13 protein-coding genes are annotated in these 12949 nt (G+C 65.1%); 7 read left to right on the plus strand and 6 right to left on the minus strand.

Annotation, left to right across the window (positions count from 1 at the left end):
- Positions 1 to 78: 78 nt before the first annotated feature.
- Positions 79 to 528 carry a MarR family winged helix-turn-helix transcriptional regulator gene (locus tag ACQ4WO_RS26805; protein ID WP_436483953.1) on the plus strand — a complete coding sequence of 150 codons (450 nt, stop codon included), beginning with the start codon at positions 79 to 81 and terminating at the stop codon, positions 526 to 528.
- Here the strand turns inward: ACQ4WO_RS26805 and ACQ4WO_RS26810 are convergent.
- Together ACQ4WO_RS26810 and ACQ4WO_RS26815 are read right to left on the minus strand one after the other, a co-directional pair.
- Positions 518 to 1858, minus strand: coding sequence for a chloride channel protein (locus ACQ4WO_RS26810; protein ID WP_436483954.1), 1341 nt, complete (start codon positions 1856 to 1858; stop codon positions 518 to 520). The two genes, ACQ4WO_RS26805 and ACQ4WO_RS26810, sit on opposite strands and share 11 nt — an antisense overlap.
- A gap of 85 nt (positions 1859 to 1943) precedes the next feature.
- Positions 1944 to 2861 (minus strand): LysR family transcriptional regulator, encoded by a 918-nt coding sequence (locus ACQ4WO_RS26815; protein ID WP_436483955.1) that lies wholly within the window; start codon positions 2859 to 2861, stop codon positions 1944 to 1946.
- A 94-nt stretch (positions 2862 to 2955) separates the two neighbouring features.
- On the opposite strand from ACQ4WO_RS26815, the gene ACQ4WO_RS26820 reads away from it, so the two are divergent.
- Positions 2956 to 3966, plus strand: a complete 1011-nt coding sequence (locus ACQ4WO_RS26820; protein WP_436483956.1) for a zinc-binding alcohol dehydrogenase family protein — start codon at positions 2956 to 2958, stop codon at positions 3964 to 3966.
- 6 nt (positions 3967 to 3972) lie between these two features.
- Here ACQ4WO_RS26820 and nhaR read toward each other — a convergent pair whose 3' ends face one another.
- Positions 3973 to 4872 (minus strand): transcriptional activator NhaR, encoded by a 900-nt coding sequence (gene nhaR, locus ACQ4WO_RS26825; protein ID WP_436483957.1) that lies wholly within the window; start codon positions 4870 to 4872, stop codon positions 3973 to 3975.
- Between the two features lie 159 nt (positions 4873 to 5031).
- On the opposite strand from nhaR, the gene ACQ4WO_RS26830 reads away from it, so the two are divergent.
- A complete protein-coding gene (locus ACQ4WO_RS26830) occupies positions 5032 to 5994 on the plus strand; it encodes a TerC family protein (protein ID WP_436483958.1) in 963 nt (320 codons plus the stop codon).
- A gap of 64 nt (positions 5995 to 6058) precedes the next feature.
- Positions 6059 to 6460: a tellurite resistance TerB family protein gene (locus ACQ4WO_RS26835; protein WP_034759008.1), complete on the plus strand. Its 402-nt coding sequence runs from the start codon at positions 6059 to 6061 to the stop codon at positions 6458 to 6460.
- On the opposite strand, the gene ACQ4WO_RS26840 is transcribed toward ACQ4WO_RS26835, so the two are convergent.
- The gene (locus tag ACQ4WO_RS26840; protein ID WP_436483959.1) at positions 6461 to 6814 is read right to left on the minus strand and encodes a YnfA family protein; all 354 of its coding nucleotides are present in this window, start codon (positions 6812 to 6814) and stop codon (positions 6461 to 6463) included.
- Between the two features lie 45 nt (positions 6815 to 6859).
- The gene (locus tag ACQ4WO_RS26845) at positions 6860 to 8050 is read right to left on the minus strand and encodes a sugar diacid recognition domain-containing protein (protein WP_436483960.1); all 1191 of its coding nucleotides are present in this window, start codon (positions 8048 to 8050) and stop codon (positions 6860 to 6862) included.
- 113 nt (positions 8051 to 8163) lie between these two features.
- Here ACQ4WO_RS26845 and ACQ4WO_RS26850 point away from each other — a divergent pair, with 113 nt between their 5' ends.
- Positions 8164 to 9495 (plus strand): MFS transporter, encoded by a 1332-nt coding sequence (locus ACQ4WO_RS26850; RefSeq protein ID WP_436483961.1) that lies wholly within the window; start codon positions 8164 to 8166, stop codon positions 9493 to 9495.
- Between the two features lie 37 nt (positions 9496 to 9532).
- Positions 9533 to 10801, plus strand: a complete 1269-nt coding sequence (locus ACQ4WO_RS26855) for a glycerate kinase type-2 family protein (RefSeq protein ID WP_436483962.1) — start codon at positions 9533 to 9535, stop codon at positions 10799 to 10801.
- Here the strand turns inward: ACQ4WO_RS26855 and ACQ4WO_RS26860 are convergent, their stop codons facing one another.
- Entirely contained in the window at positions 10802 to 11818 is a 1017-nt protein-coding gene (locus ACQ4WO_RS26860) for a zinc-binding alcohol dehydrogenase family protein (protein WP_436483963.1), read from the minus strand.
- Between the two features lie 172 nt (positions 11819 to 11990).
- Here ACQ4WO_RS26860 and ACQ4WO_RS26865 point away from each other — a divergent pair, with 172 nt between their 5' ends.
- On the plus strand, positions 11991 to 12896 hold the full coding sequence (locus tag ACQ4WO_RS26865; protein ID WP_436483964.1) for a LysR family transcriptional regulator: 906 nt from the start codon (positions 11991 to 11993) through the stop codon (positions 12894 to 12896).
- Positions 12897 to 12949: the final 53 nt, after the last annotated feature.

Below are 12949 nucleotides of genomic sequence, written 5' to 3' on the forward strand. Positions count from 1 at the left end.
GCAGGCGCGAAGCCGGCGGGATAACTGGAGGCAATGGTGGCGGAAGCGGAAGTATCGGCGATAGCCAGGGCGCAGGGCATGGCCTTGCAAAACATGCGCGTCGTCATGCGCACGGCGCAGCGGCATTCGGCGCAGATCGAGAAGCAATGCGGTGTGTCGGGCGCGCAATTGTGGGTGATGCAGGAATTGCTGGAGCGGCCGGGCCTGCGCATGGGCGAGCTGGCCGGCAAGATGTCGATCCACCAGACGACGGCCAGCAACCTGGTCGAGGCGCTGGTGAAAAAATCCTATGTGCGCAAGGCGCGCGACCAGCCCGACCAGCGCGTGGTCACCCTGACCCTGACGGCGGAAGGGCAGGCCGTGATCGCCGGCGCGCCGCAGCCGGCACGCGGCTTGCTGCCCAGCGCACTGGCCCAGCTGGACGCTGCCAGCCTGGCCCACCTGAACCAGGGTTTGAGTGCCTTGTTGGCCGTCGTCGCCCCCGATGACAGGCAGGCGGGCATGCAGCCGTTTCCGTTTACGATGTAGTGTCCCTGCCTGCTTGCGACAGTGGCAGCCGTTGCAATTGCAGCTGCGCCAGCGCCCCGTACAGCGGTTCGCTCAGCACGCGCGAGACCGTGCTGGCCACGACGGCGCAGGCCATCAGGCTCAGCACCATGCCGTGGCCGTCGACCATTTCCATGACGATGATAAACGCCGTCAGCGGCGCCTGCGTGGCGGCGGCCAGGAAACCCACCATGCCCAGCGCGATCAGGGCGGGCGCATGTGGGTAGTGCAGCAGCACGGCGATATCGTGGCCGATGCCGGCGCCGATGGCCAAGGAGGGGGCGAAAATGCCTGCCGGCACGCCCGACCACACGGTCAGCCATGTCGCTACGTATTTGAAGGCGACAAAGGCGGGCGCCACGTCGGACGAGCCTTCCAGCATGGCGCGCGTGGCCACGGTGCCGCTGCCGAACGTGGCGCCATGGCTGGCGATGCCGATGGCCGCCACCAGCACACCGCAGACGGCGGCGAACAGCACGGGCCGACCTTTTCTCCACGCAGACAATTTGCCCAGTGGATTGCCCCGGGCGGACGCCAGCAGCAGCCGCGCAAACAGGCCGCCCGCCACGCCCGCCACCAGGGTGACGAGCAAGCCCGGCAAGGCCAGCGCCAGGCCGATGGGACCCGGATGGATGATGCCGAAGTGGGTGGCGTTGCCGTGGATGGACACGGCCATCATGCCGGCCAGCACGATGCCGGCGACGATGAGGCCGCTGTTGCGCTGCTCCGGCGAGCGCGACAGTTCCTCGATGACAAACATGACGCCGGCCAGCGGCGTGTTGAAGGCGGCCGCGATGCCGGCCGCGCCGCCTGCCACCAGCAGGGAATGGGCGCTCACCTGCGAGTGACGGGGCAGCCAGCGACGCGTGGCCAGCATCACGCCGGCGGCGATCTGCACGGATGGCCCTTCGCGCCCCAGCGACAATCCGCCCAGCAAGCCTCCCGCCGTCAGGACGATTTTCGCGGCGCTGAGTTTCAGGGACACGAACAGTGAGCGCTGCTCGGGCGCCACGGCCGGATCCAGGGTGGCCATCACTTGCGGGATGCCGGAGCCGGCCGCGCCCATCGCGTAGCGGCGCGTCAGCCAGACCAGCAGGGCGGCGCAGGCCGGCGTCCACAGCAGGGCGAACCACCAGACCTTGCCGTTAAAAAAAAGAAACAAGTCCAGCGCTTCCTCCGCCAGCCACGTAAAGCCCACGACGACGAGCCCCGCGATGGCGGCCATGCCGACGACGACGGCGCGCGACCACCACAGGCGCGGGTTGGCAAATTCATGCTTGAAGGCAGAGGGAATATCGTGCAAGTGCTTCATTGCGGCAAGTCCAGGAGGGGCGCGCAGGGCGTCGGGGAGACTTGCCATTATATAGATATATTTGCTCAAATGTATTTCGTTCGCCTCATCCGTGGGCGACTGGCAACAGTATGTCTGTTTCGGCAAGGAAATCGACGAGGGCCCGCACTTTCGGCGCCAGGTGCGGTCCGGATGGCCACAGCAGCCAGCAGCTGTGGGCCGGCTGGGCGGTGATCGCGTAGTCCCTCAGCACTTCGATGAGGCTGCCGTCAGCGATGGCGGAGCGCACATAAAAGTCGGGCAGCCAGGCGATACCCAGGCCTTGCCGGGCGAAGTGCAGCCGCGCTTCGACGTTGTTGCAGACCATGGACAGTGGCAAATCCGGCGCCGGCGCCTCGGCTTGCTGGCGCAGTTGCCACTGTTCGACCTTGCCGCTGTGGCGAAAGCGGTAGTGCAGGCAAGCATGTTGTTGCAGTTCAAGGGGATGGCTGGGCGTGCCGTGGCGCGCCAGATAGGCGGACGAGGCCACGAGGCAGGAGCGGAACTGGCCCAGCTTGCGGGCGGCCAGGCGCGAATCGCGCGGTGCGCCGATGCGGATGACGGCGTCGAAACCGTCGCCGACGACATCGGCCAGCGCGTCGGAAAAGTCCAGGTCGAGGGCGATGGCTGGGTGTCGTTGGGAAAAATCAGCCAGCGCGGGCAGGAATACGCTGCCCAGTTCCGGCAAGCCCAGGCGCAGGCGGCCGCGCGGCGCCAGCGTGCCCGCCAGTTCCTCCTGCGCTGCCTGCATTTCCGCCAGGATGCGTTCGCTGCGCGCGAGGAACAGCTTGCCTTCCGCCGTCAGGCTCAGCTGGCGCGTGCTGCGCTGGAACAGGCGCGTGCCCAGTCGCTGCTCGAGCCGGGCCAGGCTCTTGCTGACGGCCGAGGGCGAAATGCCGGCCTGGCGCGCGGCGGCGACAAAGCTGCCCGCCTGCGCCAGTTGCACGAACAGAGCCACGCCGGAGAGATTATCGATGTCTTGCATGATTCATGACGGTTTGGTCAGGTGTGAAACGCATTGAAGCATATTTTTCTTTCTCGCGTGGCTGCTTACCATGCGGATTTACCTGGAGCATGCAATGAAGATGATCGGTTTCAAGAAAGGAAGCAGTGTGGACGAACAAGGCGGCCTGTTCGACATGGAAGGCCCGATGCCCGTGCCCGGCCCGCGCGACGTGCTGGTGCAGGTGCGCGCCGTCGGTATCAACCCGCTCGATACCAAGGTGCGCGCGGGGCTGGTGACGGTACCCGATGGCGTCACGACTCTGGGCTGGGATGCGGCCGGCATCGTGCATGCGGTGGGCAGCGAAGTGACCCTGTTTGCGCCGGGGCAAGCCGTGTATTACGCGGGTTCGTTCGACCGCGCGGGCGCAAATGCCGCATATCACCTGGTCGATGAGCGCATCGCGGGGCGCATGCCGGCGACCCTGGATTTTGCGCAGGCCGCCAGCGTGCCGCTGGCGGCGCTGACGGCGTGGCAGCTGCTGTTTGAGCGCTTTGCCATCGTGCCTGGCGACAGGCAGGAACGGGGCGGCCTGCTGGTGCTGGGCGGCGCGGGCGGCGTCGGCTCGCTGCTGATCCAGCTGGCGCGCCAGTTGACGGGTTTGACGGTGATCGCCACGGCCTCGCGTGGCGACAGCATGGAATGGTGCCGGGCCATGGGCGCGCAGCACGTGATCGACCATACACAACCCCTGCCGGCGCAGGTGGCGGCATTGAACGTAGCGCCCGTGCGCCACATCGCGGCGCTGTCGCACACGGCGCTGCATTTCATGGAATTGCTGGAGCTCATCGCGCCGCACGGCAAGCTGGCCGTCATCGACGACCACGATGTTTTCGATGCGGCGCCGCTGAAGGGCAAGAGCATCTCCTTGCACTGGGAAATGGTGTTTACGCGGCCTTTGTTTGCCACCGAAGACATGATCGAGCAGCACCGCATCCTGAACCGCGTGGCGCGGCTGCTGGACGAGGGCGTGCTGCGCCATACGCTACGGCAGCGCTTGTCGCCGATGAACGCGGCCACCTTGCGGCGCGCGCATGCGCTGCTGGAGCGGGGCGGGCAGCCGGGCAAGATCGTCGTCAGCGGCTGAACGGATTTACACGAACAGCTCGCGCCGCGCGCTCTGGCTGATGGCGACGGTGGCCGGGTGGCGCAAGCGCCGTTCCGTGGTGATCGCATACACTTGCTCGACGAGGCTGTCGACCCGGCCCAGCGCCACCACGGCGTATTGCTCGCACACCTGGGGCGCGATGACGGTGGGGGCGAAGAACAGGCCGGCGCCGGACTGGCCGAACGCCTTCATCATGGCGCTGTCGTCGAACTCGCCGACGATGCGCGGGTGCAGGTTGTTGTCGCCGAGCCATTGCAGCAAGCGCCCGTAAATGGCGAAGTCTTCGCCTGGCAGCAGCAGCGGCGCGCCGTCCAGGCATTGCGGGAAGCCGCCGTTCAGCGTGGCGGCCAGGGCTGGCGTGCCGAACAGGGTCATGCCGCTTTCACCGAGCAAATGGTTAAAGCCGCGCACGCTCAAGTGGGCCGGCATGGGGCGGTCCGCCATGATCAGGTCGAGCCGGTGCACGGCCAGGTCCGCCAGCAGGCTGGCCAGCCGTCCTTCGCGGCAAATGATGCGCAGCGGTTCGGCCAGGCCCAGCGCCGGCTCCACGAGGCGGCAGGCGATCAGTTTCGACACGGAATCGGCGCAGCCTACGCGGAAGGTCGTCGTTGTCGTACGCGACTGGTCGCGCACGATTTCCAGCAATTCATCGCCCGTGCTGAAAATGCTTTCGGCATGGCTGAGGATGCGCCGGCCCGTGTCCGTCAATTCCAGCTGGCGCCCGCTGCGGCGGAACAGTTCCACGCCGAGGGTATCGGCAAACTCGCTGAGCTGGCCGGAGATCGATTGCGGCGTCAGGTGCAGCTGCTCGGCCGCGCGGGCGATGCTGCCCGTCTTGGCCACCATCCAGAAATAGCGTAAGTGCTTGAAGTTGAGTGTCGACATGGTTTTTCCCGGCAGATTAATACATCGATTTTTTCGACATATTATTAAATTATATTCGATTTGTTCGATGTTTATATTCGGACTATGATGGCAGCTCAATTCATGCAAGGAGAGTGTCATGGACCTCAGGATACAAACAGATAGTTGCGGAGGCCGCCGATGAACGGCCTGGAAAGTATTGCGACGGCACCCATGTGGGCCGGCTTCATCGCCTTTGTTCTGGTGATGCTGGCGCTGGACTTGTTCGTCTTTGGCGGCAACAAGGCGCACAAGGTGGGCGTCAAGGAAGCGGCGACATGGTCGCTCGTGTGGGTCAGCCTGGCCATGCTGTTCAACGGCGGGCTGTGGTGGTACCTGAACGGCACGGCCGGTCCCGAGATCGCCAACCAGAAGGCGCTGGAATTTTTCTCCGGCTATCTGATCGAGAAAGCGCTGTCGGTCGATAACGTGTTCGTCTTCCTGCTGATCTTCAGCGCCTTCCAGGTGCCGATCCAGTACCAGCGCCGTGTGTTGATCTATGGCGTGCTGGGCGCGATCGTCATGCGCGCCGTGATGATCATGGCCGGTGCGTGGGTGGTGAGCGAGTTCAGCTGGGTGCTGTACCTGTTTGGCGCCTTCCTGCTGGTGACCGGCATGCGCATGCTGGTGGCTGCCGATGCGGAGCCGGACGTGGCGAACAACCCCGTGCTGCGCTTTGCCCGCCGCCACTTGCGGGTGGCCGACGGCGACCATGGCGAGCGTTTCTTCGTGGCAAAGGGTGGCTTGCGCTATGTCACGCCGCTGTTCCTCGTGCTGATCCTGATCGAGGTGACGGACCTGGTATTTGCGGTCGATTCGATTCCGGCGATTTTCGCCATCACGACGGACCCGTTCATCGTCTTCACGTCGAACCTGTTCGCCATCATGGGATTGCGTGCCCTGTATTTCCTGCTGGTGGACGTGGCTGACCGCTTCCACATGCTCAAGTATGGCCTGGCGATGGTGCTGGTGTTCATCGGCGCCAAGATGCTGATCATGCCGTGGTACCACGTGCCGGTGGAAGCATCGTTGCTGGTGGTGGCAGTGCTGATCGTGTCGAGCTGCGTGGCCAGCGTGTTCATCACCCGCAGCGACAAGAAGTAAATGCCGTACCGCGCGCCCTGCAATGGCGGGGCGCGCTTTATAAACTGACAATGGAAAGTGAACTATGCGTACCTATGCAATGAACAGCCCCCAGGCAGCGGGACGTATCCTGGCCCTGATGATGGTGGTCGATGGCAACCTGGCCAGTGCCGAGCTGCAAGCGATGCACCGCAGCAAGATCCTCGAGCATATCGACCTGGAGCCGGCCGCCTTCCAGCAATTGCTGCAAGACCTGTGCGACGACATGCTGACGTCGACCGTGCATGGCGCCGTGCAGCTGGCCAATGGCGTGATCGACAGCCTGCTCGATGAAATCACCGAGCCGGACTTGCGCCGCCAGCTGCTGCAAGCCATGTGGAAGATCGCCGATGCGGACGACTGGCTGGCCGATGGCGAAGCCGTCTTGCTGGCCCGCGCCAGCGCGGCGTGGTCGGCGGAAACGAACTTCCGCCGGCATGCGGCGTAATTACTGCGCCTTGTGTCCCACGGCAATGACGGCGGCGCCGGCCAGGGCCAGGCCCACGCCGGCGACGTCGGTCCAGGCCGGCGTGACGCCATCCACCAGCCACAGCCAGCCCAGCGCCGTGGCAATATAGATGGCGCCATACGTGGCATACACGCGGCCGCTGGCGGCCGGATGCAAGGTCAGCAGCCACACGAAGACCAGCAGGCTGAGGGCGGCCGGCACCAGCAGCCAGGCGCTGCCCTTGTTGCTCAGCCATAGCATGGGCAGGTAGCAGCCCAGCAGTTCGGCCACGGCAGTGACGGTAAACAGCCCGAAAGTACGGGCAAGACTGGTCCATGCGATGGCGTCGTTCATGCTATTCCTGTTGTGCGGTCAGCCGACATTGTAGACGGGCATCTGTCAATTCAGTTGCAGGGCGACATACAGCAGCAGGCGGTCATCCGTGTCGTCCAGGTCCAGCCCCGTCAGTTCGGCGATCTTTTGCAGCCGGTAATCGAGTGTGTTGCGGTGGATGTGCAGGGCCCTGGCCGTGGCCATCGGGTGGCTGTGGTGGCGGAACCAGGCAGCCAGGGTGCGCATCAGGGTGCCCGACTTGCGGTCGTGCGCCAGCAGGCGCGCCAGGGTCTGGCGCAATTGCTCGGCCTGCCAACCCGCTTGCAGGCCGGACAGCAGCACGGGCAGGCTCAGTTCCAGATAGGAAAAAGTAGCTTGCCCGCCATCGCGGGCGCGCCCCACGCGCGCCGTCTGCTTCGCCGATTCATATGAGGCCGTGGCGCCATCGAGGCCCGGCAAGGCCACGCCCATGGCCAAGGTGGCCGGTGGCGTGAGCGCCTGCTGCGCCACCTGGTGCAGCTCGAGCAGGCGCTGCCTGGCTTGCGCCGCGCGCGCCTGCTGCGGGCCGCTGGCGGGAAAGGTGTCGAGCAGCACCAGTTCGCCCGGCGAGACGACGGCCATCAGCAGGGAAGGCCAGCGGGCCGACAGGTCGGACTGCACTTGCTGCAGCTGCGTCAGCACCTGGTCGAGCCGCTCGCCCGGGCCTTCGCCCGCATCCGGTATTTCCAGCACGAACATGGCGCGCGGCACGCGCAAATCGACCGCCAGGCGCGCCGCCCATGCTTGCATGCTGGCGTCCGAAATGCCCGTGCGGTAGACGAGCTGGAACACGAATTCTTCGCGGTAGCGCTTTTCATGCTGCAACTCGCTGACCAGCCGCGCCTGCTCCAGCATCATTTCCGCCATGGCCCGCACCAGTTCGCCGAACTGGCGCACGGCATCGGGCGCGCCCGTCAGGCCCAGCACGCCGCAAATCTCGCCGCGCACCGTCAGGGGCAGGTTGATGCCGGCCCGCGTGCCGGGCAGTCTGGCCATGTCGGCCGCGCCGATTTCCACGCTGGCGCGCCGGGCCAGCGCCAGTTGCGCACCCGGATGCAGGTCGCCCACGCGCTGCGGGTCGCCGCTGGCCAGGATCACGCCGCGCGCATCGATGACGTTCACGCTGAAGGGAATGATGTGCATGGTGCGCCGGACGATGTCCTGCGCCAGGGGAAGGTCAATATTCGGCATGGGGTGGTCCGTCTTGTGCATCTGCATGGAATCATCGTATAAAGCACTATATTTCTTCATGCATCCGCACGATGACTGTTTCTGTCGGCGATTGTACGATGGGCTGGCCGTATCCCATAAAAAATAGTCAGGAGACACCCATGACCACCCATCCAAGCGCCAGCCTGTCCGCCGGCGCGTCCGCGCAGGACCGCGTGCGCGAAGACGCCTACCGCAAGGTCACCTGGCATCTGATCCCCTTCATCTTCATCTGCTACCTGTTCAATTACCTGGACCGCGTGAATGTCGGCTTTGCCAAGCTGCAAATGCTCGATGCGCTGCAATGGAGCGAAAGCGTGTACGGCCTGGGCGCCGGCATTTTCTTCATCGGCTACGTGGCCAGTGGCGTGCCCAGCAATCTGCTGCTGCACCGCCTGGGCGCGCGCAAGGTCATCGGCACCCTGATGATCGCCTGGGGCATTGCCTCGGCCTGCCTGATGTTCGTCACCACGCCGGCCGCGTTCTATTCGCTGCGCTTCATCACGGGCGTGTTCGAGGCGGGCTTCTTCCCCGGCATCGTGCTGTACTTTACGAACTGGTATCCCGCTTCGCGCCGGGGCCGCATCATGGGCTTGTTCATGTCGGCCATTCCCATTTCCGGCTTGCTGGGCAGCCCCCTGTCGGGCTGGATGATGCAGTCGTTCGCGGGCCACGGCGGCCTGGCCGGCTGGCAATGGATGTTCCTGCTGCAAGGTATTCCCACCGTGCTGCTGGGCTTTCTCGTGTACGTGCTGCTGAACGATGGCATCGCCCAGGCGAAGTGGCTCAATACCGAAGAAAAGCAGCTGCTGCGCGCCGATCTCGACGAGGACGAACGCCTGCGCCGCAACAGCGCGAATACGGCCGACACCTTCGCCAGCGTGCTGCGCAACAAGCATGTGTGGATGCTGGGCCTCGTGTATTTCTGCATCCAGATGGGCGTGTACGCGATCAACTTCTGGCTGCCCACCATCGTCAAGTCGCTCGGTTTCGCCAGCCCCGTGGCCGTGGGCTGGGTCAGCGCCATTCCCTACCTGTGCGCCAGCATCTTCATGATCTGGGTAGGCCGTTCGGCCGACAAGCACAAGGAACGCCGCTGGCATTTGAGCGGCCCTTTGCTGATGGCGCTGTGCGGCTTGCTGCTGGCGACACAGGCGCACGGCAATGTGCTTGTCGCCCTCATCGGCCTGTCGCTGGCGACCATGGGCGCGTTGTCCGGCCTGCCCATGTTCTGGCCTTTGCCGACGGCATTTCTCGGCAGCGCGGCGGCGGCCGGCGGCCTGGCGCTGATCAATTCGCTGGGCCAGGTGGCCGGTTTCGTCAGTCCCTTCCTCGTCGGCTGGATCAAGGATGCGACGGGCGGCACGGACGTGGCCCTGTATATTCTTTCCGCAGTCATGCTGCTGGGCGCCATACTGGTGCTGCGCGTTCCCGCGCGCATCGTTAATCGCTAAGTGAACCGCTGATGCCATCGAACCGGAGGAATAGACCATGACGACGACCCCGCCGCCGCGCACCTTGCTGCAAGCCATGTTCCAGGCCGCCATCGCCGCGGCCCAGCCATCGCACTGCATACCGCCCCATCTGCCGCCCGCGCCCAAGGGCCGGCTGATCGTCATCGGTGCCGGCAAGGCGTCGGCCGCCATGGCGCAAGCCGTGGAGCGGCACTGGCCGGGGCCGCTGTCGGGGCTCGTCGTCACGCGCTATGGCTATGCCGTGCCGTGCGAACGTATCGAGATCGTCGAAGCGTCGCACCCCGTGCCCGATGCGGCCGGCATGGATGCGGCGCGGCGCATGCTCGAGCTGGTCGGCAATTTGCACGCTGACGATACGGTGCTGTGTCTGATTTCGGGCGGCGGCTCGTCGCTGCTGGCCTTGCCACTTGACGGCATCAGCCTGGAAGACAAGCAGGCGCTGAACCGCGCGTTGCTGGCGTCGGGTGCCACCATCGGCGAAATGAATTGCGTGCGCCGCCATTTGTCCGCCATCAAGGGCGGGCGCCTGGCGGCTGCCTGCCATCCGGCCCAAGTGGTGACCCTGGCGATTTCCGACGTGCCTGGGGACAAGCTGGGCGACATCGCGTCCGGCCCCACGGTGGGCGACGCCACGACGTGCGATGACGCGCTGGCCATCGTGCGCCGCTATGGCATGGACTTGCCGGACAGCATACGAAAGACCTTGGACAGCGGGCGCGGCGAATCCGTGAAACCCGATGACCCACGCCTGGCGCGCACGCGCACGACCTTGATCGCCACGCCGCAGATGGCCCTGGAAGCGGCAGCCGACGTGGCGCGCGCGGCCGGCATCACGCCGTATATCCTGGGCGACAGCCTGGAAGGCGAGGCGCGCGACGTGGGCAAGGTGATGGCCGGCATCGCGCTGCAAACGGCCGTGCGGGGCCAGCCGTTTCCTGCCCCATGCGTGCTGCTGTCGGGCGGCGAAACGACGGTCACCGTGCGCGGCAACGGGCGCGGTGGGCGCAACGTGGAATTCCTGCTGGCGCTGGGCATCGCGCTGGATGGACACGGGGGCATTTACGCACTGGCCGGCGACACGGATGGCGTCGACGGTCAGGAAGACATCGCCGGCGCGGTCCTGGCGCCCGACACCCTGCAACGGGCCTGGGCGCAAGACATCAAGCCCCGCGACAGCCTGGACAACAACGATGGCCACGGCTTCTTCCAGGCGCTGGGAGATGCCGTGATCACGGGCCCGACATTAACCAACGTCAATGATTTCCGGGCCATTTTGATTACCTGATTAATTAAAACTTTCCAGGACGATTTTCCCTTTTGCCGTATTGCTTTCCAGCAGTGCATGCGCGCGCTTCAAATTCGCGGCATTGATCGTGCCGAAGCGTTCGGCCAGGGTGGTCTTGATGATGCCCGCGTCGACCAGCTGCGCCAGTTCCTCGAGCAATTCATGTTGTTTGACCATATCTGGCGTCTGGAACAGCGAGCGGGTAAACATCAGTTCCCAGTGCAGCGACACGCTCTTGCCCTTGAACTTGCGCACGTCGATGTGCTCGGGATCGTCGATCAGGGCGAACTTGCCTTGCGGCGCGATCAGTTCGACGATGTGCTCGAAATGCTTGTCGGTCTGGTTCAGGCTGATCACGTAATCGATGGGCGGCAAGCCCAGGCGCGTGATTTCCTGCGCCAGCGGCAGGCTGTGATCGATCACGTGGTGGGCGCCCAGTTCCTTGACCCAGTCCGCCGTTTCCGCGCGCGAGGCCGTGCCGATGATGGTGACACCCGTCAGTTGCCGCGCCAGTTGCACGAGCACGGAACCGACGCCGCCGGCCGCGCCGATTACGAGCAGGGACTTGCCGGTGAGACTCTTGTCGCGGCTGATCTGCAGGCGGTCGAACAGCAGTTCCCAGGCCGTAATGGCGGTTAAAGGCAGGGCGGCGGCCGGAGCAAAGTCCAGGCTGGCCGGCATGTGGCCGACGATGCGCTCGTCGACCAGCTGGAATTCGCTGTTGCTGCCGGGGCGGTTGATGGCGCCTGCGTACCAGACTTTATCTCCGACCTGGAACAGGGTGACGTCGGGGCCGACGGCCGTGACGACGCCGGCCGCATCCCAGCCCAGCACTTCCGGCTGGTCGTCTTTCGGCGCGCGGTTCTTGCGCACCTTGGTATCGACGGGATTGACGGAAATGGCCTTGACGGCGACGAGCAGGTCGCGCCCCGTGGCGGCGGGCACGGGCAGTTCGATGTCGAGCAGGGCGTCGGCATCGGTGATGGGCAGGCTGTGGCGGTAGGCGATGGCTTTCATGGGTGTTCCTTCGGTAAACAGTGATGGAGTAGGCGTAGGTCGGATCAGGTCCTAAGGACCGTAATCCGACACCATTGTTGGCGTGGCCATACGGGCTTGACGTATCATGGCCATTTTCTCGCCCTGGAAACAGAGGGCGCGTACCGAAACACTTTCAAAGGAATGCTGAAAATTGCTGCGACTCGATGACTTGCAGGTATTTGTGCGCACGGCCGACCGCGGCAGTTTGTCGGCGGCCGCGCGCGAGATCGGCATTTCGCCCGCGCTGGCCAGCGCCGCCGTCAAGCGCCTGGAAGGGGAGCTGGGCTTGCGCCTGTTGGCCCGCACGACCCGTTCGCTGAGCCTGACGGCGGAAGGCACGCAATACCTGGAACATGCGCGCGAAGCCTTGCGCCTGCTGCGCGCAGGCCACGATGCGCTGCTGGCCGGCAAGGACAGTTTCGGCGGAACCTTGAAAATTGCCATGCCTTCCGACCTGGGCCGCAATCTGATGCTGGGCTGGCTCGACGAATTCCAGTCGCGCCATCCGAAACTGCACTACCAGCTCAGCGTCAGCGACCGGGTGGCCGACATGGTGCGCCAGCAAGTCGACGTGGCCATCCGCTATGGCCAGCAGGACGATTCGAGCATGGTCGCCATGCCGGTCGCGCCCGCCAACGACCGGGTGCTGGTGGCGTCGCCCGCCTACCTGCGCGAATACGGTCCCCTGCTGGCGCTGGAAGACTTGTCGCAGCGCAATTGCCTGCGCTTCGCGTTGGAAGACGGCTTGCATGACCGCTGGACCTTTTACCGCCTGCCGCAGCGCGAGCAGGTGACGATAGCCGTGAGCGGCAACCGTAGCGCCGACGATGCCGACCTGGTGCGCCGCTGGGCCGTGGCGGGCCTGGGCATCGCCTACAAATCGCGGCTCGACGTCTCCGGCGACGTGGCCGCCGGCCGTCTGCACGTGCTGCTGCCCGAGGTGGCGGGCGAGGCCGCGCCCCTGCAACTGCTGTGCATGCACCGGGGGCAGGTGACGCCGCTGGTGCTGCAGCTGCGCGATTTCCTGCGCGACAAGTGCGCGAAATTGCAGAAATAGCATTATTGATTACAACTCGTTGCAAATGGCAATCATGCGCAGGTCAACCTGGG

The sequence above is a fragment of the Janthinobacterium aestuarii genome (assembly GCF_051380835.1).
Lineage (GTDB): Bacteria > Pseudomonadota > Gammaproteobacteria > Burkholderiales > Burkholderiaceae_D > Janthinobacterium > Janthinobacterium aestuarii.

Excerpts from the sequence above, each read along its gene's own strand:
- ACQ4WO_RS26805 (WP_436483953.1), top strand. The coding sequence starts at position 79 with ATGGCCTTGCAAAACATGCGCGTCGTCATGCGCACGGCGCAGCGGCAT.
- ACQ4WO_RS26810 (WP_436483954.1), bottom strand. The coding sequence starts at position 1,858 with ATGAAGCACTTGCACGATATTCCCTCTGCCTTCAAGCATGAATTTGCC.
- ACQ4WO_RS26815 (WP_436483955.1), bottom strand. The coding sequence starts at position 2,861 with ATGCAAGACATCGATAATCTCTCCGGCGTGGCTCTGTTCGTGCAACTG.
- ACQ4WO_RS26820 (WP_436483956.1), top strand. The coding sequence starts at position 2,956 with ATGAAGATGATCGGTTTCAAGAAAGGAAGCAGTGTGGACGAACAAGGC.
- nhaR (WP_436483957.1), bottom strand. The coding sequence starts at position 4,872 with ATGTCGACACTCAACTTCAAGCACTTACGCTATTTCTGGATGGTGGCC.
- ACQ4WO_RS26830 (WP_436483958.1), top strand. The coding sequence starts at position 5,032 with ATGAACGGCCTGGAAAGTATTGCGACGGCACCCATGTGGGCCGGCTTC.
- ACQ4WO_RS26835 (WP_034759008.1), top strand. The coding sequence starts at position 6,059 with ATGCGTACCTATGCAATGAACAGCCCCCAGGCAGCGGGACGTATCCTG.
- ACQ4WO_RS26840 (WP_436483959.1), bottom strand. The coding sequence starts at position 6,814 with ATGAACGACGCCATCGCATGGACCAGTCTTGCCCGTACTTTCGGGCTG.
- ACQ4WO_RS26845 (WP_436483960.1), bottom strand. The coding sequence starts at position 8,050 with ATGCAGATGCACAAGACGGACCACCCCATGCCGAATATTGACCTTCCC.
- ACQ4WO_RS26850 (WP_436483961.1), top strand. The coding sequence starts at position 8,164 with ATGACCACCCATCCAAGCGCCAGCCTGTCCGCCGGCGCGTCCGCGCAG.
- ACQ4WO_RS26855 (WP_436483962.1), top strand. The coding sequence starts at position 9,533 with ATGACGACGACCCCGCCGCCGCGCACCTTGCTGCAAGCCATGTTCCAG.
- ACQ4WO_RS26860 (WP_436483963.1), bottom strand. The coding sequence starts at position 11,818 with ATGAAAGCCATCGCCTACCGCCACAGCCTGCCCATCACCGATGCCGAC.